We start from the raw sequence: 23,631 nt of genomic DNA on the forward strand, positions 1-23,631 counted from the left end.
CACCTTAAATTGTGAACAGTGCTAAAATGAGATTATACCAATATAGTAAAAACTAGTGTTGGTACTTACTGAAGGGCTGTTCTTTCTACAATTGATTTAATTTTTGGGTAGAGGATACTTACCATGAAGTACTGGATAACTTTAAAAGGGGTAAAAAATAGTGAAAAAGAAACGTTTACCACTCATCCTTGGTGCTGTAATCTCCGTGGCGCTTATTGTATCTATTTTCGTAGTTTATAACTATAAAAATAAACAGGTAAGTAATGCATCAGATGAAGAACAACAACAACAAACAGCAGAACCAACTAAAAAAGATTCACCTGCAAAAGAAGAGCCGAAAAAAACAGCGGATAACCCCGTGAAGCCAGAGCAGAAGACAGATGCAAATGGCTATGTACCAAATCAAACATTACCAACTGAGCCGACATATATTAAGGGTATTTTATTAGCGAATAAAATATATCCGCTACCATCTACCTTCGCGCCTGAAGAAAATCCTGAGGCACGTCAAGCACTAAACAAAATGTTTGCTGCAGCAAAACAACAAGGTTTTGATTTAGTAGCCTTTAGCGGCTATCGATCTTTTGACTATCAAACAACATTATATAATAACTATGCTAAACGTGATGGACAAGCTGCGGCTGATCGCTATAGTGCTCGACCAGGTTATTCAGAGCATCAAACAGGTTTGGCCTTTGATATAGGAGAGCGTGGCAAAGATAAACTATGGCTAACTGAAGAATTCGGTGAAACGCCAGCAGGACAATGGTTATTTACACATGCCCAAGATTACGGCTTTATTTTACGATTCCCGAAAAATAAAGAAGACATCACAGGTTATATGTATGAGTCATGGCATTACCGTTATGTTGGTGTAGACATAGCAAAAGACATAAAAAAACAGAATATTACGCTAGAAGAATATTTAGGTGTGAAATAAAAAAAGGGAAGAGAGTTGTTCATCATTAATGAACGAGCTCTCTTCCTTTTTCTACATTCTACAAGATAGGTGTTAGTAAGCGTGAAATGGATTCTTTAAATTTAATCAGTGTAGAACGATTTTTGTACATTTCCCAGGTTAATTCAGTACAATCAAAAATATCCTTTTCAAACAGCTCAGCAAGCTGATGTGAAATCGTTGAGTCATAAATAAAGGCATTTACTTCAAAATTTAAACTGAAACTTCGAACGTCAAGGTTTGCAGTTCCGACTGTAGATGCTTCATCGTCAATAATAATTGCTTTAGCATGAATAAAGCCCTTCTCATAAATATAAACTTTTGCTCCTGCACGCAATAATTGTCCCACGTATGAGTATGTAGCCCAATAAACAAACATATGATCAGGCTTATTCGGAATCATGATCCTTACATCAATGCCTGAAAGCGTCGCAATTTTAATAGCTTCCAAAAAACTAACATCGGGTATGAAATATGGCGTTTGGATATATATATATTTTTTCGCCATATTAATAAGCTTTAAATAACCAATTTTAATTTGTTCCCATTCAGAGTCAGGGCCGCTAGACACGATTTGTAAGCCCACATCGCCTTTTTTCGGAATAGCAGGGAAGTAACGGTCCGAATAACCCATTTTCTGTTCTGCGCAAGCTTGATTCCAATCAAGTAAAAAGCGTGTTTGTAATGGATGTACGGCACTACCTTCAATACGTAAATGTGTATCTCGCCAATAGCCAAATTTCTTTTGTAGACCTAGGTACTCATCCCCGACATTAAAGCCACCGATATAACCAATACGGCCATCAATCACAACGATTTTTCGGTGATTTCTAAAATTTAAACGAGGATTTATAAGTGGAAAAATGGATGGGAAAAATACTTCGACTTCACCACCTGCATTAAGCAATTCCTTGAAATGGCGCTTTTTAACGTTGCGTGAGCCCATCTCATCATATAAGATCCTTACCTTAACCCCTTGCTTTGCTTTTTTAATAAGTTTATCAATAATGCGTGTACCTAAGTCATCTAGACGGAAAATATAATATTGAATGTGAATATGATCTTTTGCTACCTCAATATCTTTTAGAAGTTGCTCAAATTTATTTGCACCATCATCAAAAATATCAATGTGGTTGTCCTGCGTTAAGACTGCATTATTTGTTTTAAGATGCATATAAATCATCTCTTTATAATTTTCCGCATTTTCTATACGAAACTCGAACGTATTATCTCGAATCGCTTCTGTCTGATAACTAATGAGGTTATCGATACCAATATCCTTGCGTCCTTCCCAACGGAATAAATGTTTTTTTCGTAGTTGTCGTCCAAACATCAAGTATATAATAAACCCACCTAATGGAATGAAAAAAAGTACGAGAATCCATGCCCATGTAGAAGTGGCATCTTTACGCTCCAAAAAAATTATGACCATTGCTGCTAGAATATTAACAAACATAATCAAAGGTACTAGATATCCAAAGTCTGTAAAAATACTCATTCCTACACCTGCTTTTACTATATTTTCGCAATATATCTAGTATAGCTTACTTTATATGTGGAAAGAAGATAAGAAATTGTTAGTAAGCATGGAAAAGGATTACCTCCGAAACTAGAACGAGGTAATCCAAAATCAATTTCGCCTTGTCGTAATGGCTGTAAGCTGCCGCTTCACTTTCGCTACAGAATACATTTGCCTGAATAAAGATAAATGATTAGTAATGCTCCCACTGAAATAAAATATCAGAAAAATCCCTTTGAAGAAGCTTTTCTCGGTTAATAAAAAACTTCCCAACGCCGCTATCTGCCCACATAATACCGATTTCATCATTAGAGTCGATTTGGAGTAACAATACATCATATCGTTTAAGGAGCTGCGATTCGTGACGGATATCCTCCTCTAAAAAATAGGCATAACCACCAATTTTAGCTCCAGCCCCTAGGAAGTGTTGTAGATAAATCTCCCGTAAATCAACATCTTCTGATGAAGGAATTAATGTTGGTAAATAGTGTACCGCACGATAATCTAAAGCAGAAACAGGTTCTTGGATCGGTAGAAATTGTAATGCTAACTCTTGATCAATAGGGAACTGATCATCTGCTTTTTGTGCTAAAAACTCCTGTTGAGGGACAGTCGCTTCAAAATCTACAGTAGGATAAAAACGTATTTTATAGAATTGCTGGAAAATATCCTCGTGATAATGATCAGCATTCACGAAAATATTAGATGAAATAAAAAATTGAAGAATACCCTGAGATGGGAAATCCTTTAGTGGTGGCATTTCTGCAAAGTTAATTTGAGCTAATAGCCGCATAGGCTCACCTGTAATATCTTTCGGATACGTTTGGTAATAGGGTAAATAAGGTTCCCCAGCAAATTTACTTTCCGTAAACGTAGTTGAACGTTTATATGGTGTGATAATCATTGCTGAAAGTAGTGTATCTTCAATTTCAAAACGAAACGATTCTAGCTCTTTTGGAAGTAAAAGATTTGTTGTTTTGTTCATGCAGAGCCCTCCGATATCCGCTTTAACTTCTTTCAGCAGAAGTCTCCCACCTCTATAGGTGGTTAAATGAATGCGGTTTTAAATCACTTTTCAGCAGGTGTCCAAATCATCCGCTGAAAGAAGTTAAAGCCTCCGGCGGATGTCACGGAAATCGGAAAGGAGCTCTTTGTGCAAGCACAAAGCCGATTCCAGACGCAATTATGCCGAGGCATAATTGATGAGTCAATATTCCTTGATGTGTTCTATATACTTCGAATACCTATTAAGTTACGGCTTTTTATCAACAAATTATTCAAAGCGTAAAGATTTATTTGATGCTTTAAAAATAAATATTAAACTTATTGAAACGATGGCTATTGCTGCTGAAGTATAATAGCCTAAACTAGATTGTAATGTAAATAGCCAAGTGAAGAATAGTGGACCTAAAATGCGTCCTAGGTTATCCATTGAATAGGAAAGACCCGCTGCAGTCCCATATTGACCACCAGATTCTTTAGTTGAAAGAGATACGACGCATGTTCTTGCTAGTGCATTTCCTGCTGTAAAAACACAAAGGGCAAAACCTGCCATAAATAAGTTGGCTGTTAAAGTGAATAAAAGCATACCCATAGCAGTGACAATTTGTGCACTTATTAACCAAGTTGTCTCGCTTCCATTTTTAATACGTCTAACAACACCGCCTTGAATAGCTGCATCTACAAAGCCGCTAAACATAAACAAATAACCAATTTGTAATGGTGTAATTTGAATTCGATCAATTTGGAACAGCTGGAACGTAGCCTCTACTCCTGCCAGCATAAAAGTCACTAAAAATGAGAATATAAATAAATAACGCACACGGTACTGCAACATTTTAGTAGCACCCTTTGGCACAATTGCACGTTTATTTGTATCTTTTCGTTTTGTAGGTTCTTTTAAAACAAAACTTGCATAAATAAATAATAGAGCAATTAGTGTTGCGGAAGCGATAAATGGCATTTGCAGGCTATAATGTCCGAGCATACCACCAATTGCTGGACCGAAAATAAAACCGAGCCCGATGGACATGCCCATGAGACCCATATATTTATTGCGATCTTCCTCACTCGACATATCTCCTACAAAGCCTGTTACAGCTGTATATAGTGCGCCCGAGAATAATCCGCCCACAACACGTGAGATGTACAACATTGCTAAATTATCAATAAATAATGAGAAAATAACAAAGCTTAAGCTAAAACCAACTAGGCCCATTAATATAAGTTGCTTACGCCCTACCTTATCAGATAGCATACCCCAAAGTGGTGCAGTGAAAAAACTTGCAAGCGAGTACACTGTAAGTAAGCCACCTACGTGTATATTATCCCAATTTTGCTGAACTACAACCTCGGGTAAGACAGGTATAATAATTCCAAATCCAAGGTAGACGAGGAATTGAACGGACATCAATAACAAAATTGCCTTTTTCATACAGAACCCTACTTTCTTACAGTATTTTAGTATGTATATTCTACCTCTCTTGTTATTGTTATTACAAGAAAACGGAAGATAAAACAATTTAAGTGCTTCATGACTTATTGCCAAAAGTAGGGGATGACATTTGTTAAAGCACATGTCATGTATAAAAGTTGATTTGAGTGGAGGCTGATTAAAACAATGTATAAAAAGCCTGCAGACAGTTAACAATGGGATTATATTGATACTTAAAATGAATGACGATTTTTAAAGTAACTAAATGGACGCATTCCATTTTTAATTTTTGTATCGATTGTCGCATAGTGTATTAAATTATCTCTGGGGTATACTACTAGAGGGTATATCGCTATTTTATATTTTTAAGTTTAATTTTTACTATTTAGTGGTAAATGGTTTATAGGAATGACATTTATTAACACGTTAAAGTTGATTGGAGTGGAGACTGGGCGGCTCCTTGGGAATTAGCAATCACGTCCTGTGATAACGCCTTTGTGACCAACATCGTGTTGCTGTCGCTCCGCTTTCGCACAGAAAACATTTGTTGCTGTCGCTCCGCTTTCGCGCAATAAACAACTGTTGGCCCAAGCGACTCATCGGATGCCTTCAGTCGGAACGGAAATCAACCCCACGTTTTGATTACGAGCTGGTAAATAGTTAAGTGCAGGAAAAATTTACATTGTAACAAAAATGAAAAATTTTAAAGCAAAGTTAAATGATATGATAGAAAGTGATAAACTCGTCAGACATCATACACTTGCAAAAATGAAACTTTTTTGGAAATAAAACGTTATATAAATTCGAGGAAAGATTGAGGTGGAATGTATGACAAAAGAAGTAGATTTGAAAAAGATTGTTTCGAATTTATCTAAGTTGGGTGTAACAGCCACTGTAACAAAGTCTCGACTTGAACTTTTAAAAGTGCTCACACCACCAACGCAAACTCCGCAAGTTCAAGCTTAACTCGTTTTACAAATGAAAATGGGTAGTCTCTGAAATTGAGACTACCCATTTTTTATATCCATCATTAATCATCATCATCGTGAGTAGTAAACATGTACGTACGATAGTGGAAACGCATACTGAAAACAAGACCGAGGGCTAGCGAGTTCCCCATCAATGAACTTCCCCCATAACTGATAAACGGTAGGGGAATACCGGTAATAGGTAAAAGCTGAATAGTCATACCGATATTTTCAAGTACGTGGAATGTAATCATTGCAATAATACCAGCACATACATATGTTGAGAATGGATCTTTCAATAATAGTGTAGTTTTTGTTAAATGATAGATTAATAAAAAGAAAATACAAATAACGATACTAGCACCAATAAAACCCCATTCTTCTCCAATAACTGTAAAAATAAAATCGGTATGATTTTCGGCAACGTAAACTTCACGACCGCGGAAGCCTTTACCGAAAATTTCACCTGAACCAATGGCATTTAAGGAAGTAATTAAATGGTACCCATCACTAGAAGAATATGAATATGGATCTAACCAAGAATAGATTCGAGCAAACTGATATGGTTTAAAGCCGAATGTTTTCTCTAAAAAACCCTGCATAAAGATTGCCATCCATAAAAGAGCACCACCTACTACAGCGCCACCTATAAAAGTTGGTAAAATAATTTTCCACGATATACCTGCTACGATGACAACAGCAGCTGTAATGGCAAAGAATACTAACGCTGAACCAAGGTCAGGCTGCTTCATAATAAGAGCTAAAGGTAGTAGCAGTGTAGCAGCGATTTTACCTAGCAATATGAAGTCTGTTTTTACTGATCTAAAAGAATAAACTTCGTTGTGCTTACTAATAAGTCGAGCGAGTGCTAGAATGTAAAAGGTTTTCATAAACTCAGAGGGTTGAATATTTCCTAGAGGTGTATGATACCAGCTCTTTGCACCATTAATTTTTTCACCGATTTGTCCTGTTCCTTCTGGCATGAAGATAAGCAGTACTAATAAGGCGATTCCTGCACCGTACATATACCAAGACATTTTTTTATATTGGTCAGGTTCAAAAAACATAACTACTCCAATAATTACTGCGCAAATGATGTACCATCGCAATTGTAAAGGAACATAGTTAATGCCATACTGACCTGATGTTTGCGCCGACGCAATGGCTAACAAACTTATGACTAGGAAGGTTAAAAGTATAAAAGCGAGCGTCCAGTCAAAACGATTCGCGAAATTTCGTTTATTTTCCATACAAGCCACCTAAATTAATATAGTATCTCTTCATGAGTAAATTTGATTCAAATTAATTCCATTTCAATATTCTACCCAATATATTTAACTTCTTTCAACAAAAGTCCCCCACTTTTTTCGGTGGTGAGATGAATGCGGAGTTAAGCTACTTTCAAACACCCTCGAAAGAAGTTAAAGCCTCCGGCGGATGTCACGGAATCAGAAGGCGCTAATAAAGGATGTTAGCCTAAAATCATCGCATCCATGCGATAACGGCTAACTGACCTGCATCACGCAGGCCTAAGCACAAAGCCGATTCCGGACGCAATTATGCTAAGGCATAATTGATAAGGAGTATTCACCTTAGGTCAAGAGGTAAATATTGATGCCGAAGTAAGTGTGTTAACGAGGAGGCTCGATGCTTACTTTTGACTTAGAATCCTCGCAGATATTTGTAAAAAATGAATAGAATAATATTTTTAAAAATTTGTTCATTCAGAGTGGTTAAAAACATGTATACAATAGCATCTTTAACATTCATATTATACCGTAAAAAATACTTTTACGCCTGTGAATATTGTTATGACGATTATTAGCATAAAATGTTTCAAAAAATGCATGTTTAGTTTTATAATGTAGTGAAGAATGGGGTGATGGTTGTGGCTAAAAAATTGAAGTCAGCAGAAGATTTTATGTATCATATTTATGTTCATATGAATGATGTCGATAAATTTGTTATTTTTAGCGGGCTTAAATTCTCGCAATTTGTGGCTGCACTTGAACCACTGCATCACTTACTGTTATTGAAACATTCCTATGAAGATGGTTCCTTTAATATGCATACACAGTTTGATTATATACCAGAAGAGGAAGTACCTCAGTTTGTAAAGAAAGCTACTGAATCCAAAGAATTGTGTTGGATAGACTTTATGGATGAGAAGAGGCTAGACCAACTAACACCGATGGAACAAGGAGAATTGCTTTACATAAGTCATAAAAAGGAACCGATTACTTCGCCATTTTTTAATAAATTGCAAAATCGATTTGTCTACTATTCTTCAGACTTAGAGAAAATGACAAAAATTTATTTTCGCCATTTAAGTGATTCTGATTTACTCATTGCGAATGTTTTGAACAGTATGATTCGTGAAAAGGAACGTAGCACTAGTTTTTGGCGACGGAAAGTGAAATCGAGTATTCCTTCTATTTCACCTGAATTTTTGCGTGCCTATCGCTCTTTTACTAAAGACGGAGCACTGTTATCATTGTATCGAATTGAAAAACCTAAAGTAGCTTACGGTATAGAAGTTCGCAATCTGTCAGAATATTCCTTCCCTGATGAGGTATGGGATGATTTAAATACAATTTTGAAAAATGAGCACGATGAATTGATTTATATTGTTTAACTTCTTTCAGCGAATGTTCTTTGTAGCGAAAGTGCAACGTCAGCTACAGGTATCCAAACACCCGCTGAAATAGAGGAACTCAGTCTAAGAACGCCACATCCTGTGGCAACGACTGAGTGACCAACATCATGTTGGCCTAAAGCCTCCGGCGGATGTCATTCATTTGTAAGTAGAATGAATATACTCTAAATCTCACCGTCAACATCACGGTGAGATTTTTATCTTCATCTGGACGCAATTACGCCAAGGCGAAATTGATGTCATTTGTCAAGACGTTTCGTGATAAACTAATAGTACTCAAGAAGTATGTGGAGGGCACAAAAATGAAAAAAAGAATCGGTTTATTATACGGTGGAAAGTCAGCAGAGCATGAGGTGTCATTGTCGACAGCACGTGCAGTCACTGGAGCTTTGAATTTCGAGGAGTATGAAGTATATCCGATTTTCATCACGCTTGAAGGGGAATGGCGCCGTGGTGAGCGTCTAGAAAAACCTGCAAGTACAATTGAAGAATTACAATTTGGTAATGATGCCACAATTTTAGAAAATAATATTACAGATTTTTTAATTGATAAAGATGGTAAATCTGTACAATTAGATGTAATTTTCCCATTGCTTCACGGTACTAATGGTGAAGATGGAACTGTTCAAGGTTTACTTGAGGTTCTAAATTTGCCGTATGTAGGAAATGGTGTGTTAGCATCAGCAACTGGCATGGATAAAGTAATCATGAAGCAATTATTTGAAATTGCAGGCTTACCACAAGTGCCGTATACGTACTTCATTCGTGGCGAGTGGGCTAGTGAACAGGAGGCAATCCTTGCTCGTTGTGAAGATAAGTTGGATTGGCCGATGTTTGTAAAACCTGCAAACTTGGGATCAAGTGTCGGAATTAGCAAGGCAACAAATCGTGATGAATTAGTGAAGGCTATCGAAATAGCTTTACAGTATGATCGTAAAATTGTAGTTGAGCAAGGTATTGTCGCTCGTGAAATTGAACTAGCTGTGCTAGGAAATGACTTCCCGGAAGTTTCTGTACCGGGTGAAATTAAACCAGTAACTGAATTTTATGATTATGACTCAAAATATAAAGATGGCTCAACAGTCCTTATTATTCCAGCAGAGCTTCCTGAAGATACAGTATCTAATTTACAGGAGCTAGCTAAACGTGCGTTCAAAGCTATTGATGGAAGCGGTTTAGTTCGTGCGGACTTTTTTGTGACGGCCGATAACTGCATTTATATTAACGAAGTGAATACAATGCCAGGTTTTACACCTGTAAGTATGTATCCACTACTTTGGCAACATACAAATGTAAGCTATCCAGAGCTTATTGATCGTCTGATAACTCTAGCGATTGAGCGTTTTGAAGAAAAACAACAGCTTCACTATAAAAAAGACTGAGTGGGATTATTGTGAAAAAAACATTAAAGCAGTTAGCTACATGGTTAAATGATGATGTGCCAGCTTTTGGTGATACGGTCGTATCAGGAATTTCCATTGATACACGTACAATTCAACAAGGGGACCTGTTTGTACCATTTCGTGGTGAGACGGCCAATGGACATAAATTTGTTCTGCAGGCATTTGAAAAAGGAGCAGGTGCTTCTCTTTGGCAGAAAGATGAACCAAATCCACCACAAGGTGTACCATTACTCTTTGTAGATAATCCGGAATTGGCACTGCAGCAAATGGCACGTGCCTATCGCAGTGAGCATAAGGCGAAATTTATTGGTATTACTGGATCAAACGGTAAAACATCGACGAAAGATATTTTAGCAGGAACGCTATCACCGTTTTTTAAAGTACAAAAGACCATTGGGAATTTTAATAATGAACTAGGTTTACCTATTACGGTTTTACAGCTAGATGAAGATACTGATGTTGCTGTACTTGAAATGGGTATGAGTGGTTTTGGTGAAATTGAATTTTTAACGAAACTTGCTCGTCCGCATATGACAGTGATTACAAACATTGGTGAGGCTCATATGCAAGATTTAGGCTCACGTGCGGGAATCGCTAAAGCCAAATTTGAAATAATTCAAGGGATGCAACCAGATGGAGTGCTATTTTATGATGGAGATGAACCGCTGCTTCAAGAGCTAGTTGCGAAAGAGCAGCAGTTAAATGCGGTGGCATTTGGCTTAGAGCATGGTCATCTATTGTATGCAGACAATATTGAAGCAACGGCCGATGGTAGTAGCTTCTCTACACATGGTGTGATTGAAGGAGACTTCTTTATTTCCGTTCTCGGGAAGCATCAAGTGAAAAATACATTAGTCGCCATGTTAATTTCTCAAAAGCTAGGTTTAAACGATGACCAAATTCGTGCATCCTTAAAACAAGTAGCTCTAACGGATATGCGCATGCAACAAGTGAATGGATCAAATGGTGCATTGTTTATTAATGATGCATACAACGCTGCACCAACCTCTGTAAAGGCGGCTATTCAATTTGTAGCATCGACGACGATTCGTCCAGAAAAATGGCTTGTGTTAGGTGATATGCTTGAACTTGGACCAAATGAAAAGCATTTCCATGAAGATTTGTCGAAGGATATTCATGCAGAAGAAATCTCTTATGTATGTTTATTTGGCCCACGAATGGCTTATTTGAATGAAGTCTTAAAAGAGCGTTTTGATGACGAACATTTGCTATATGTTGAGGATGATTACACGCCAATTATCGAAAAACTACAGCAAGCTAACGAGGAGTCTATCGTTTTACTAAAAGGCTCTCGTGGTATGAAATTAGAAACAATCTTACGTGCATTTACGTCATAAAATGAAACAAGGAATCGGTGGGACATTCGCCGATTCTTTTTAAATGAGTTACACATTTAGAGGTGAAAATAATGTCAGTAGGTGTGTTATGTATACATGGATTTTCAGGCGGACCTTATGAAGTAGAACCTTTTACTACCTATTTACGTACGCATACAAATTGGCTAATTGCAGAACCTACTTTGTCAGGGCATGGGGATGAATTACAAATGCGAGGTTTCACCGCTAAGCATTGGTTAATGGATGCTGAACTCGCTTTTCGCGCTCTTGCTAAAAAAGTAGATGAAGTAATAGTAGTTGGGTTTTCAATGGGTGGCATTATAGCGCTCTATTTAGCTAAGCGTTATAAAGTGAAAAAGCTTGTATTACTAAGCGCAGCTGCCAAGTATGTGAGTCCGAAGCAACTAGTCAAAGATTTTAAAATGCTTGCCACTGAGGCGTATCACCGTAATCTGTCTAGTAATGAATTGTATTTACGATACCGGCATAAGTTTAATCATGTGCCACTATCGTCAACGATAGAATTCATGAAGCTTGTTCGAATGGTGGAGCCGTATTATAAAGATATTAAAATTCCGGTATATATTGTACAAGGGAAATTAGATGGAATAGTACCATATCACACGGCTCAATTTTTATATGATCAAATAACCTCAAACGATAAAACTTTGTATTTTTCTGATAAAGGGAAGCATCATATATGTTATGATGAAGATTGTTCTGAATGGTTTTCTTACGTTTTGTCGTTTTTAATGAGTGCGTAAAGTAGTCAGATTATTACGACTCATGCGTTATCGTTGCATACGTGTTAATCCCATGTTAGACTAGTGTAAGCAATGGATACATTTTGTGCGAAGACTCTTCATATTTGATTGAAGAGTACTTTTTTTTGAACACAACGGTTTTATTCTAAAGTGAATAATTACGACAGAATCAAACCGCTCGGTAAAGACCGGGCTTTCCTTTTCATATAAGAGAGCTCTATGTGACCATCATATAGAGAAAAATTTTAAGTAACGGAAACGTTCCAAAACACAGGCTCGAATTTGCCGACAACTTCATCTGAAAATGTAACCATTTGTCAACTTAAAAGCAAAAAAAGGAGATTGAGAAGTTTGACAAATTTTTCAGAATTAAATATTAGCGAATCTACATTACGCTCAGTAAAGCGTATGGGATTTGAAGAAGCAACACCAATCCAAGAAGGTACTATTCGTTTTGCAATTGAAGGCCGTGACGTATTAGGTCAAGCGCAAACAGGTACAGGTAAAACTGCCGCTTTCGGGATTCCACTTATCGAAAAAATTGACCCAAAAAACCCTAATATCCAAGCATTAGTAATTGCACCAACTCGTGAATTAGCGATTCAAGTTTCAGAAGAGCTATATAAAATTGGTTATGATAAACGTGTAAAATTGTTATCAGTTTACGGTGGTCAAGAAATCGGCCGTCAAATCCGTGCACTGAAAAATAAACCTCAAATTATCGTAGGTACACCTGGTCGTATAATTGACCATATTAATCGTCGTACTTTAAAATTGGAAGATGTTCAAACATTGGTACTTGATGAAGCTGATGAAATGTTAAACATGGGCTTTATCGATGATATTAATTCAATCTTAGAAAATGTGCCTTCTGAACGTCAAACATTATTGTTCTCAGCAACAATGCCACCAGCAATCCGTAAAATTGCTGAGACATTTATGCGTGATCCAGAAATCGTAAAAATTAAGGCTAAAGAATTAACAGTTGATAACATCGATCAATATTTTGTGAAATCTGCTGAGCGTGAAAAATTCGACATTTTATCTCGTTTATTAAACGTTCACCAACCAGAACTTGCGATTATCTTCGGACGTACAAAACGTCGCGTAGATGAGCTAGCACAAGCGTTATCAATCCGTGGTTACCTAGCAGAAGGAATTCATGGTGATTTAAGCCAAGCAAAACGTATTTCCGTATTACGTCAATTTAAAGAAAATAAAATTGATATTCTTGTGGCAACAGATGTAGCTGCTCGTGGGCTTGATATTTCTGGTGTAACACATGTTTACAATTTCGATATTCCTCAAGATCCTGAGTCTTATGTTCACCGTATTGGTCGTACAGGCCGTGCAGGTAAATCAGGTCTTGCAGTAACATTTGTAACACCTCGTGAAATGGGTTACTTACGTATTGTAGAAGAAACTACGAAAAAACGTATGACACCACTTCGACCACCAACATCGGACGAAGCTTTAGTGGGTCAACAACGTCTATCTGTGGAGACACTAGAAGGTATTATTGCGAACAACGATTTAGGTGATTATCGTACACTTGCGACAGAATTACTTGAAAATCATGATGCAATCGATGTTGTAGCTGCTGCACTTCGTTCATTAACAAAAGAGCCAGATGACTCGCCAGTAACAATTACTGAAGAACGACCATTACCAATGCGTCGTGAGCGTTCTAACAGTCGTGGTGGAGATCGTGGACGTGGCGGTAACCGTAGCTTTAACGGACGTCGAGAAGGCGGACGTGGCGGAGATCGTCGTGGAGGAAGTGGAAATCGTCGAGAAGGCGGACGCCGTGACGGAGGTCGCCGTGAAGGTGGACAAGGTCGTTCACGCGCACCACGTCGTCACGAAGACTAACTTTATCTTCATCAAAATGATTAAACCTTACAGTCAAAGTGCTGTAAGGTTTTTTTGTGTATAATTGAAACAAAAAAAGAACTGATTACGTATACGTAGTTAAAGAAAGAGAGGGGACGACTTTGAGAACAGAACCAATTCACAAAATTTCCAGGAAAGGGCTAACGGTGTGGCGTTTATATGGTGTATTGCAAACGATATTCCTTTTGATTGTAGCGATTTTAGTCTGCTACGGCACTTATTATTATGAATGGCCATCATATATTTATTTCATTGCAGTTGCTGTAGTTACACTTAGTGCCATCCTATCTGCTTATCTATTTCCAAAGGTAAGATGGGAACGCTGGCGCTATGAGGTGCGTGACAATGAGATTGAGGTGCAACATGGTTTATTCGTTGTTAAACGTACACTTATTCCAATGGTGCGCGTGCAGCATGTTGATACGACACAAGGGCCTATATTAAAAAAATATGGTTTAGGTAATATTTCAATATCTACAGCTGCAACTGTACATACAATTCCTGCACTTGTAATGGACGAGGCTGATGGGCTTCGTGCACGTATTTCGGAATTAGCAAGGGTGGCGGAAGATGATGTCTAAGGAGATTAATCGTTTACACCCGATATCGGCTATTATTACAAGTGCAAAAGCATTAAAGAGTATGATTTTCCCGTTAATTATTATTATTGCAACTAATGGATTTCACTTCTCCTTAAATTTCCATAGTGATAATTTTTGGCGTATGATTTTCTTATTCGGCATATGGGGAGTAGGGGCCATACTTACACTTGTGAGTGGCATTGTTAAATGGCGTACCTTTGTATATTGGTTTGAAGATGGAGAATTGCGTGTAAAGTACGGCTTGTTCGTTAAAAAGAAGCGTTATATCCCATTTGAACGTATTCAAAGCTTAAATTACAATGAGGGTATTTTCCATCGACTATTTGGCTTAGTAAAAGTTCAGGTTGAAACTGCAGGAAGTAAGGATAGAAAGCCTGAGGTAGAGTTAACGGCTATACATAAGGTAGCGGCAGATGCCATAGAGCTGGAAATGCGTCGTGCAAAAAGCCAAGTAAATGAACAGATGAATGATGAACAGTCGCTAATAGAGGAAGTATCAGCTCCGACGATTTATCATATGTCGATACGTGATTTACTTATATTGGCCATAACTTCAGGTGGAATTGGGGTCGTTCTGTCCGGGGTAGCGGCAATTATCTCTCAGCTTTCAGATATAATCCCATACGAGGAAATCTTTCACGAGTTAGCTGACTTTGCGAAATTTGGCGCGTTTTTAGTTGCACTAGCAGTGATATTCAGCCTAATTGTGGCATGGTTTGTGTCATTTGTTATTACACTGATCAATTATTATGAATATACAGTCCGAATTGAAGATGAAAAGCTTATTATTACAAAAGGGCTAATTGAGAAAAAACGAATTACTTTACCGTTAAATAGAATTCAGGCGATTCGTATTGTAGAGAATCCAGTGCGTCAATTATTTGGCTTTGCAACAGTTGTTGTTGAGAGTGCTGGAGGAAATGGTGGCGAGGGGAATGATAAAAAAATTACTTTGTTCCCACTTATTCAGAAGCAAGATTGTTTGGAAACGCTAGAGCAACTTTTTCCAGATATAAATTGGACGTCAGAATTTATCTATTCACCAAAACGAGCTCGTACATCTTTTTACCGAATTGATTTTGTTTGGCTCATACCTATAATTGGTGCATGCAGTTATTTCTTCTATCCGTATGGGCTGTTTTCGTTATTATTAATTCCATTAACAATAGTAATTGGTATTTGGCAATATAAATCGGCTGGTTATATGATCGATGGAAAGCAACTAACTATGCAATATCGTGTGTTCAGTCGTATTACATTTATTATGGAGAAAAAACGCATACAGTCTATTGAGACTACTCAAACGTATTTCCAAAAAAGAAAGAATGTTATGACTGTAAAAGCGACGGTAATGTCAGGCATGACGGGTATGACAGGGAATATACGAAGCTTAGAGCAGCGAGATGCCGAAACAATATTATCTTGGTATGAACATTGAATGTGAAAACCTGGATATTCCTTGTGATTAATAGAAGTAATATCCTTTTTTTATCTATAAATATGCAAATATACTGTTTATAATAGAATAAATCAAACAAAAGGGGTGGTAATTTTGTTTAAGTATGATATTAATAAGAACACGTATTTAAAATTGTTGGATTTAAGTGACGTAGATGAATTATTCGCGTTGACGGATCGTTCGAGAAATACGTTGCGAGAGTGGTTACCTTTTGTGGATGATGTGAAAACAGTAGAGGATACAGAGCGATTTGTAAGAGATGCGATGCGACAATACGCAGATAATAATGGCCTACAAGCGGGGATATATTATGAGGGGAAGCTTGCGGGAGTGATTGGCTATCATCAAGTGAATTGGCAGCATAAATGGACAAGTATCGGATATTGGTTAGGAAACGAATTTGTTGGTAAAGGGTTAGTCACAAATTCTATGAAAGCATTTATTGATTATGCGTTTAGCTATCTAAAGTTAAATCGTATTGAAGTGCGAGTAGCGGTAGGAAATATTCGAAGCCGGACAATCCCAAAAGTGTTAGGTTTTAATGAAGAGGGACGTTTAAGAGATGCGGAGTGGCTTTATGATCATCATGTAGACCAAGTTGTCTATGGCTTAACAGCAGTTGAATGGAAAAAAATAAAGGCAGTGAAAGAGGATACGGTCGTAATTTGAAATAAAATTGACGAATTGCCTATCACTCTAGTATAAAAAAAGAGGAGCAATCCGCGATGATAGCTTATCACGGATGATTGCTCCTCTTTGTACCTATTACTTACCCGCCATCTTTTGTTTACGCCAGCTTAAAATTCTTTTTGGATGTAAGTAGACGAGTCCAAGAAGGAATCCTACTACTAAACCGCCTAAGTGAGCATAGACATTTACATTCGGCTGTAGGAAAGTCATAATAACACTGATAACAATAATTGGCAAAATAAGTTTACGAAGCATTGGCATTGTACGACGTGTATAGTAGACAAGTGCCCCAAAAGCTCCGAATATTCCGAAAATAGCCCCACTTGCACCAAGGCTTGCATAGCTACTATCATAAAGTAGATAGGTTGCCACGTTACCTGCAATACCAGACACTAAATAAATTGTAATAAAACGTGCTTTACCGGCAATTTTTTCAAGCTCTGGACCGAATAAATACAGAGAAAACATATTAAAGAAAACGTGCAAAAAGTTAGCATGTAAAAACATTGCAGTAAAAACACGCCACCATTCACCAGCTTGTATAAGGAAGTTCGCTTGAACTCCGTAATTCAACACATTTTCTCCTACTCCAGGTAAAATAGCTAGTACATAAATAAATAAATTAACTGCTATTAATGTTGAAACAATCGGATAATACTTTGTATATTGCTTAAAATTTTCTGTTCTACTAAACATAACTCCACCTCAATTTACAATCATTATACATGGCTTTTTAGAAATAGGAAAAGGAGAAGTTCAAATGATTAAAGGAATTGGTCTCGACATTGTAGAAATTGACCGTATTACTAAAGCAATGAGCAGAACAAATAAATTTAAAGACCGCATTTTATCTGAAAGGGAAAGAATTTTGTTTGATGCACATTCAGAAACTCGTAGAATAGAATTTTTGGCCGGACGATTTGCTGCAAAAGAAGCATTTTCAAAGGCATTAGGAACAGGTATTGGTGAAGAATGTAAGCTTCATGATGTTGAAATTTTAAGAGGGGAAGCTGGTAATCCTGTTTTATATTTCAAAGGGGAGCTTGTAAATGGATTTGTAAGTATAACACATTCTAAGCAATACGCAGCGGCACAAATAATATTATTACAATAGAACTCATCACCATAACGTGTGGCTGATTTCGGTTCCGACTGGGCGCTTTGTTGCTGTCGCTTCGCTTTCGCACAGATAAAACAATGTTGCTGACGCTTCGCTTTCGCACAGAGCAGAGCTTCCCCCAAGGAGTCGCCCAGTCGAAACAAAGATCAACTTATATAAATGTGATACGTTACTTTTGGTGATGAGCCTTTTTAATGTTTTATATGGCGAAAGCGGTGTTTATCATTATTCAAAAAGTAAATAAATTTCTGAGTGAGGATAAATATATTGCCCTTGTTCAAATGACATAACTGACAAATACGGTTCATATATTGTCGTAGTGGATTTGAAAGAAGGAAAGGGTGAAAGCGTGGGCAACCGTATAGTTAAATGGCTCGTCTTACTTTGTACGATATTACTTCTATCGGCATGTGGTACAGACTCACAGGAAAAAGTGTTGAAGAAAGTTAATGGGAAATGGGCAGAGGCAAATGGTTATGAATTGAATGCTACGATGGAGATTAAATCAGGTGGAGATCCGAAAAAATATGATGTAACAGTTTGGCATACGAAACCTGATTTCTATCGAGTAGAAGTAGTAGAAAGTGGGAAAGATGTTTCACAAATGATAGTGCGAAATGCAGATGGAGTTTTTGTTGTTACACCTACATTAAACAAAATGTATAAATTCCAAAGTGATTGGCCAAAGAAAAATAGTCAAGCTTATTTAATAGGCGCACTAGCAGAAGATTTAGCTCAAGATAAAAATTTAGTCATGAAAGAAGAGGACAAAGCATATATATTTGAAGCGGCTACTAGAAATAGCTATAAAAATAGTATGCCACATCAAGTTATAACAGTTGATAAGAAAACAATGCTTCCAACTTCCGTAGTAATTATGAATGATGTAAAAGAAGAGCAAATTCGTATCACATTTAAAAATATAAAATTAGGTGTTCAACACGCGGCTAAAGAGTATGCGGTTGAGCAATTTACAGAATCCGATGAAACAAAAGGTGAACAAGCTACACCACCAGAAAAAGATAACAAAGGTAACAAAGACGGTAAGGAGAGCAATAATAACCCGAATGGAAACGAAGGGAAAAAAGCAGTAAGTGCGGAAGCCGAAAATAAAGAGTTTCAAACACACTACCCTGTTGTGAAATTGGAAAATACGAAGATGGTGGAAGAGAAAGTCATGCATGAGGGTGGAGTGGACCGTGTCATCTTAACATTCGACGGTGATAAGCCATTTACGGTCATGCAACAACCAGTTACGAAAGAGAGTGCAATGTTGCCAGTATCGTCACCTGGCGATCCAGTAGATTTAGGCTTTACGATTGGTGCTATTACCGATACATCTATTAGCTGGGAAAAGGATGGCGTCGAATTCTTTGTAGCTTCTAGTAAATTGACTCGTGAAGAAATGGTGGAAGTTGCCACTTCAATGACGAAAGGTAGTATGAAATAATTTTTCTAGCTACAGCTTTCTATACGGAAAGCTGTAGCTTGTTAAGTAAAATAGTGCAGTTTTGATGAAAATTAACACTGTTTAGAAAGTGTTAAGTCATATATGATAAATGTTATGTAGAAAATTAGTCTGAAATAGAACAACTTATGTAAAAACAGTAAAGAAAAAGCAATTTAATCGATACATAATGTTTTAATAAAAAATAAAGAGGGTATTCTAATGAAGACACAGCAATATTTTAGACCAACCAAAGCAATTGTAGACTTACAAGCAATTCAACAAAACGTAAATAATTTGAAAAAGCTACTTCGACCTAATGTTCAAATTATTGCTGTCGTAAAGGCAAATGCATACGGTCATGGAGATGTAGCTGTTGCAAAAGCAGCACTTGAGGCAGGGGCAACAATGCTTGCCGTAGCAACGCCAGATGAAGCATTACATATACGAGCACATTTTGAAGAGCCAGACATACTAATATTGGGTGCCTCTCCAGTTTCGTTTGTACCATATGCTGCACAACAGCGCATAATTCTTACAGCATTTGCAAGTGAGTGGGTACAGCAAGCAGCTCCGTTTATAGCTAATGAAACAAATCCTTTACGACTACATATAAAAGTAGATAGCGGAATGGGCAGAATTGGCGTTCGTTCAGAACAAGAATTATTGGATCTATATCAAACTATACAGAATACAGTAAATGTGGAGCTTGATGGGATATTTACACATTTTGCGACTGCGGATGAAGAGGATACATCATACTTCGATAGACAGGTACAACTTTTTGAGAGATGTGTAACTGCATTGCCTGAAAAACCTAGACTTGTTCATGCATCAAACACGGCTACGTCTTTAGTAAAAGATGCGCATTTACAATTTGATGCCGTTAGATATGGTATTTCGATGTATGGATTATCACCATCTTCTTATGTAGAAGGTATTTTACCATTTCCGTTACAGCCAGCGTTTTCGCTTGAGAGTGAGCTTGTTCATGTGAAACAGTTACAAGCAGGTGATTCAATAGGCTATGGAGCTACTTTTGTGGCCTCTTCGGATATGTGGATAGGAACGGTACCAGTAGGTTATGCTGATGGAGTAATTCGCAAATTAGCTGGACAAGAAGTACTTATTGATGGACAAAGAATGCCGATTGTTGGACGAATTTGTATGGACCAATGTATGGTTGCCTTGCCAAAAGCATATGCTATAGGTGAGAAAGTAACACTCATTGGTCAACAAGGACAGAATGTTATTTCAATGAATGAATGGGCAGCAAAGCTTGATACCATTAATTACGAAGTACCATGCATTATTACAGCGAGAGTTCCTAGATTATACATTTGACTTTAGACTCAACCTAGAAGATGTTACTTTAAGAATTTTGTATAGGCGATCTTAACATAGTTGCAACATTTTTGGACAAAATGAATACTATACTACAACTTAGTGAATAACAGTTAGATTACCGAGAAGCTGAGTCATTCATAATTTGTGACATATTACAAGGTGAATGAATCGGCATATACCTTCGACAACCTACATATTTTTACAACTTGGACTTTAAATTGTCAGATATTTTGTCATTTCGTGTCTTTTCAACAATATCTTTCAATGGTAGAATGGGGAGTAATGAAAAGTGGATGGTTCCGTTGGAGGTGCTTGCTGTGTACGAGAAAAGGTTAAGAGAAGCTACAATTGCTGTACAAGACAGACTATTTCTACAAACAAAGGAAGTAATTGAAAGTGAATCTATTGCGCGTATTTTGTCGCGCAAAGTTTTAATGCAGGAGCAACCAAATCAAATACGGGAAGCTATGATGAAAGGATATGTTGAAATGTCTCATATTAATCTGAGTATTGCAAGTGAATGCTTGCATGCAGAATATGAAGCACAACATACGGTGGAGCGTCTCGTTAGCGGGGGATGACACTTTGAATGTAAAACGTGGTGACGTTTTTTTTGCAGATTTATCGCCGGTAGTTGGGTCCGAGCAAGGGGGAACTAGGCCGGTGCTGATTATTCAAAATGATATTGGCAATCGATTTAGTCCAACTGTCATCATCGCAGCTATTACCGCACAGATTCAAAAAGCAAAATTACCGACGCACGTTGAAATTAATGCTGAAAAGTATGGTTTCGAACGTGACTCGGTTATTCTGCTCGAGCAGGTGCGGACGATTGATAAGTCAAGATTGACAGATCGTATTACGCAACTTGACCATGCTTTGATGGAGAAAGTTGATGGTGCATTGATGATTAGTTTAGGGCTTGTTAAATTTTGATATACATATGTGTATAGAGGCATCGAGATGAATTTTCATCTCGATGCTTTTTTATCTTCATTCAGTAGGTGTTTGGAAATCTACTGAAATAGAGGAACTCAGTCTAAGTACGCCACGTCCTGTGGCAACGACTGACTGATCAACATCATTTTGGCCCAAAGTCTCCGGCGGATGTCACGGATTTTCATAGGAATGAATATAAGGATGTTAGCCTAAAGCCTTCGCATCCTGCGAAAACGGCTAACTGACCTGCATCCTGCAGGCCTGGGCACAATTCAAAATCCAGACGCATTGTTTATCTGTGCGAAAGCGTAGTGTAACGTAGCGACAGCAACAATTACGCCAAGGCGAAATTGATATTGTATTCTCAAAAACTCCATTACCATAAATTGAAATCACTATTCAAAAATGGTATTAATAGATTTAAGATATACTCAAAATCTACATGTAGAATAGATTTTTGAAAAAATATCGAGAGGTTTAAGAAGATATACATTTTATCCTCATTCAACAACAGGGGTTTGTCTGTGCAAAAGCTTAGCGTCAACTAAAATTACGCTAAGATAAAATTGATATGATTATTAAATTATTTAAAGTATTTAGTTAAGCAGGTCGAAAAAAAGTGTAAGAGTATAACTCCGAAAGGAATTGGGGGAACAGCAGTGACAATAAAGTCTTCGGTTGAAATTATTACTGAGTGGGACATAGTAGCAGCAAGACAACTGGGGCGTAACGAAGCAAAGGCACTTGGATTTGACACTGTTGGTCAGGCTCGAATCACCACAGCTATAAGTGAACTAGCGCGAAATATATATTTATATGCAAGGATAGGTGTCATTGAAATTGAAAAAGTTGAGACAGACACTGAGAAGAAAATAATTGTTACTGCAACTGACCAAGGCCCAGGAATAGAAGATATTCGGAAAGTGATGGAGGATGGCTACTCCACTTCAGGAGGGCTTGGTGCAGGTTTACCAGGTGTTAATCGATTGATGGACAGGATGGTTATTCATTCGGTTATTGGAGAAGGAACAACGATAAGAGCTGAAAAATGGCTGCGTTAGGATGTGAAATTGTTGGAACGATTAGAATCTCAATATAAAATGATTTTGTCAGATTATATGGCCGATCAAACTGAAAAGAATTTGTATATTGCTCAAAATTTCACTCGCCAGTTAATTCAAAAGAATATAGCTCCAGAAGATGTTGTAAGTATTCATAAAAACGCAGTTGAGGAACTATTTCCACGTAGAATGAGTGAAGAACAGCTTGCATATGATTTTCTTATCGAAGTTATGGTGCATTATGGAATGGCTCATAGGGAGCACCAAAGTTTATTACAAAAACAAGCTGAGTATGAAATGGAATTGAAAATTGCTACAAATATTCAGGAAACATTACTTAAAACAGACGTACCACAGCTTTCAAGTATTGATATCGGAATGATATCTATCCCAATCCGGAAGATGAATGGAGATTATGTACATTTTTTATATAATCGAGAGGATTATTTGAGTGTAGCTGTGACAGATGTAGTAGGTAAAGGTGTGCCAGCTGCATTATGTATGTCTATGGTGAAATATGGCCTTGAAACGCTAGAATATGCATATAAAGATCCTTCATATGTATTAGAGGTCATCAATCGAGTAATTGAGAAGAGTGTAGACGACAGTATGTTTGTTTCTATGTTTTACGGTTGCTTGGATATACGAAAAAGTATTTTTTCTTATGCTTCTGCAGGTCACGAGCCAGCTCTCCATTATAGTGCTAAGCATGATGAATTTTTCCCTTTGGAATCGACAGGATTGTTACTAGGGGTGTTACCAGAAACGAAATATTCGTATAATGAAATTGCTTTGGAAGAAAACGATATCGTAATAATAATGACGGATGGTGTTACAGAATTCAGATCGCATGATGAATTGAATTCACGAGAGATCATTACATCATTGATATTGGAAAATAAATACTTAGCAGCTCAACAATTATGTAATCTTCTTTATAAGCAAATTGAAAAATTACAGGATTTTAAACTATCAGATGATTTTACAGTTACAATTATAAAAAAATAGTTGTT

At 37.3% G+C, this 23,631-nt stretch carries 22 protein-coding genes; 17 read left to right on the forward strand and 5 right to left on the reverse strand.

The genetic code is table 11. The features are described from left to right. Positions 1–160 precede the first annotated feature (160 nt). Positions 161–940 carry a D-alanyl-D-alanine carboxypeptidase family protein gene (locus tag AMS59_RS01245; RefSeq protein ID WP_053481950.1) on the forward strand — a complete coding sequence of 260 codons (780 nt, stop codon included), beginning with the start codon at positions 161–163 and terminating at the stop codon, positions 938–940. 58 nt (positions 941–998) lie between these two features. On the opposite strand, the gene cls is transcribed toward AMS59_RS01245, so the two are convergent. The 3 genes from cls to AMS59_RS01260 all read right to left on the reverse strand — a co-directional run bounded on the left by cls (position 999) and on the right by AMS59_RS01260 (position 4,911). Further along, the gene (gene cls / locus AMS59_RS01250) at positions 999–2,456 is read right to left on the reverse strand and encodes a cardiolipin synthase (protein ID WP_053481951.1); all 1,458 of its coding nucleotides are present in this window, start codon (positions 2,454–2,456) and stop codon (positions 999–1,001) included. Positions 2,457–2,670: 214 nt separating this feature from the next. Continuing rightward, positions 2,671–3,462, reverse strand: coding sequence for a YwqG family protein (locus AMS59_RS01255; RefSeq protein WP_053481952.1), 792 nt, complete (start codon positions 3,460–3,462; stop codon positions 2,671–2,673). Positions 3,463–3,750: 288 nt separating this feature from the next. Further along, positions 3,751–4,911, reverse strand: a complete 1,161-nt coding sequence (locus AMS59_RS01260; protein ID WP_053481953.1) for an MFS transporter — start codon at positions 4,909–4,911, stop codon at positions 3,751–3,753. A gap of 828 nt (positions 4,912–5,739) precedes the next feature. On the opposite strand from AMS59_RS01260, the gene AMS59_RS25735 reads away from it, so the two are divergent. After that, positions 5,740–5,877 carry an Lmo0850 family protein gene (locus AMS59_RS25735; RefSeq protein WP_004232019.1) on the forward strand — a complete coding sequence of 46 codons (138 nt, stop codon included), beginning with the start codon at positions 5,740–5,742 and terminating at the stop codon, positions 5,875–5,877. A 64-nt stretch (positions 5,878–5,941) separates the two neighbouring features. Here AMS59_RS25735 and AMS59_RS01265 read toward each other — a convergent pair whose 3' ends face one another. Beyond that, complete coding sequence (locus tag AMS59_RS01265) at positions 5,942–7,129, reverse strand: FtsW/RodA/SpoVE family cell cycle protein (protein WP_053481954.1); 1,188 nt, start codon at positions 7,127–7,129, stop codon at positions 5,942–5,944. Positions 7,130–7,761: 632 nt separating this feature from the next. Here AMS59_RS01265 and AMS59_RS01270 point away from each other — a divergent pair. From AMS59_RS01270 to AMS59_RS01305, 8 genes are all read left to right on the forward strand, one after another. Next, positions 7,762–8,514, forward strand: a complete 753-nt coding sequence (locus AMS59_RS01270) for a hypothetical protein (RefSeq protein ID WP_053481955.1) — start codon at positions 7,762–7,764, stop codon at positions 8,512–8,514. A gap of 323 nt (positions 8,515–8,837) precedes the next feature. Then, entirely contained in the window at positions 8,838–9,917 is a 1,080-nt protein-coding gene (locus AMS59_RS01275) for a D-alanine--D-alanine ligase (protein ID WP_053481956.1), read from the forward strand. A gap of 11 nt (positions 9,918–9,928) precedes the next feature. Next, entirely contained in the window at positions 9,929–11,296 is a 1,368-nt protein-coding gene (gene murF, locus AMS59_RS01280; RefSeq protein WP_053481957.1) for a UDP-N-acetylmuramoyl-tripeptide--D-alanyl-D-alanine ligase, read from the forward strand. A 71-nt stretch (positions 11,297–11,367) separates the two neighbouring features. After that, complete coding sequence (locus tag AMS59_RS01285) at positions 11,368–12,060, forward strand: carboxylesterase (protein WP_053481958.1); 693 nt, start codon at positions 11,368–11,370, stop codon at positions 12,058–12,060. A gap of 351 nt (positions 12,061–12,411) precedes the next feature. After that, the gene (locus tag AMS59_RS01290; RefSeq protein ID WP_053481959.1) at positions 12,412–13,932 is read left to right on the forward strand and encodes a DEAD/DEAH box helicase; all 1,521 of its coding nucleotides are present in this window, start codon (positions 12,412–12,414) and stop codon (positions 13,930–13,932) included. Between the two features lie 122 nt (positions 13,933–14,054). After that, entirely contained in the window at positions 14,055–14,534 is a 480-nt protein-coding gene (locus AMS59_RS01295) for a PH domain-containing protein (RefSeq protein ID WP_053481960.1), read from the forward strand. After that, positions 14,527–15,993 (forward strand): PH domain-containing protein, encoded by a 1,467-nt coding sequence (locus tag AMS59_RS01300; protein WP_053481961.1) that lies wholly within the window; start codon positions 14,527–14,529, stop codon positions 15,991–15,993. The genes AMS59_RS01295 and AMS59_RS01300 overlap by 8 nt, the downstream gene beginning before the upstream one ends. Before the next feature lie 114 nt (positions 15,994–16,107). Then, positions 16,108–16,683: a GNAT family N-acetyltransferase gene (locus tag AMS59_RS01305; RefSeq protein ID WP_053481962.1), complete on the forward strand. Its 576-nt coding sequence runs from the start codon at positions 16,108–16,110 to the stop codon at positions 16,681–16,683. Positions 16,684–16,779: 96 nt separating this feature from the next. Here the strand turns inward: AMS59_RS01305 and AMS59_RS01310 are convergent, their stop codons facing one another. Further along, positions 16,780–17,400, reverse strand: coding sequence for a rhomboid family intramembrane serine protease (locus AMS59_RS01310; protein WP_053481963.1), 621 nt, complete (start codon positions 17,398–17,400; stop codon positions 16,780–16,782). Positions 17,401–17,464: 64 nt separating this feature from the next. Here AMS59_RS01310 and acpS point away from each other — a divergent pair, with 64 nt between their 5' ends. The 7 genes from acpS to AMS59_RS01345 all read left to right on the forward strand — a co-directional run bounded on the left by acpS (position 17,465) and on the right by AMS59_RS01345 (position 23,626). Continuing rightward, a complete protein-coding gene (gene acpS / locus AMS59_RS01315) occupies positions 17,465–17,818 on the forward strand; it encodes a holo-ACP synthase (protein WP_053481964.1) in 354 nt (117 codons plus the stop codon). A gap of 355 nt (positions 17,819–18,173) precedes the next feature. After that, positions 18,174–19,274, forward strand: a complete 1,101-nt coding sequence (locus tag AMS59_RS01320; protein ID WP_053481965.1) for an outer membrane lipoprotein carrier protein LolA — start codon at positions 18,174–18,176, stop codon at positions 19,272–19,274. Positions 19,275–19,493: 219 nt separating this feature from the next. Further along, complete coding sequence (alr, locus tag AMS59_RS01325) at positions 19,494–20,615, forward strand: alanine racemase (RefSeq protein ID WP_053481966.1); 1,122 nt, start codon at positions 19,494–19,496, stop codon at positions 20,613–20,615. A 320-nt stretch (positions 20,616–20,935) separates the two neighbouring features. Further along, positions 20,936–21,199 carry a hypothetical protein gene (locus tag AMS59_RS01330; RefSeq protein ID WP_053481992.1) on the forward strand — a complete coding sequence of 88 codons (264 nt, stop codon included), beginning with the start codon at positions 20,936–20,938 and terminating at the stop codon, positions 21,197–21,199. Between the two features lie 4 nt (positions 21,200–21,203). Beyond that, entirely contained in the window at positions 21,204–21,554 is a 351-nt protein-coding gene (locus AMS59_RS01335) for a type II toxin-antitoxin system PemK/MazF family toxin (RefSeq protein ID WP_049663446.1), read from the forward strand. 662 nt (positions 21,555–22,216) lie between these two features. Continuing rightward, positions 22,217–22,618: an anti-sigma regulatory factor gene (locus AMS59_RS01340; protein WP_053481967.1), complete on the forward strand. Its 402-nt coding sequence runs from the start codon at positions 22,217–22,219 to the stop codon at positions 22,616–22,618. A gap of 39 nt (positions 22,619–22,657) precedes the next feature. Then, positions 22,658–23,626 carry a PP2C family protein-serine/threonine phosphatase gene (locus AMS59_RS01345; protein ID WP_082337343.1) on the forward strand — a complete coding sequence of 323 codons (969 nt, stop codon included), beginning with the start codon at positions 22,658–22,660 and terminating at the stop codon, positions 23,624–23,626. The last annotated feature ends 5 nt before the right edge of the window (positions 23,627–23,631 follow it).

The organism is Lysinibacillus sp. FJAT-14745 (genome assembly GCF_001275675.1).
Lineage (GTDB): Bacteria > Bacillota > Bacilli > Bacillales_A > Planococcaceae > Lysinibacillus.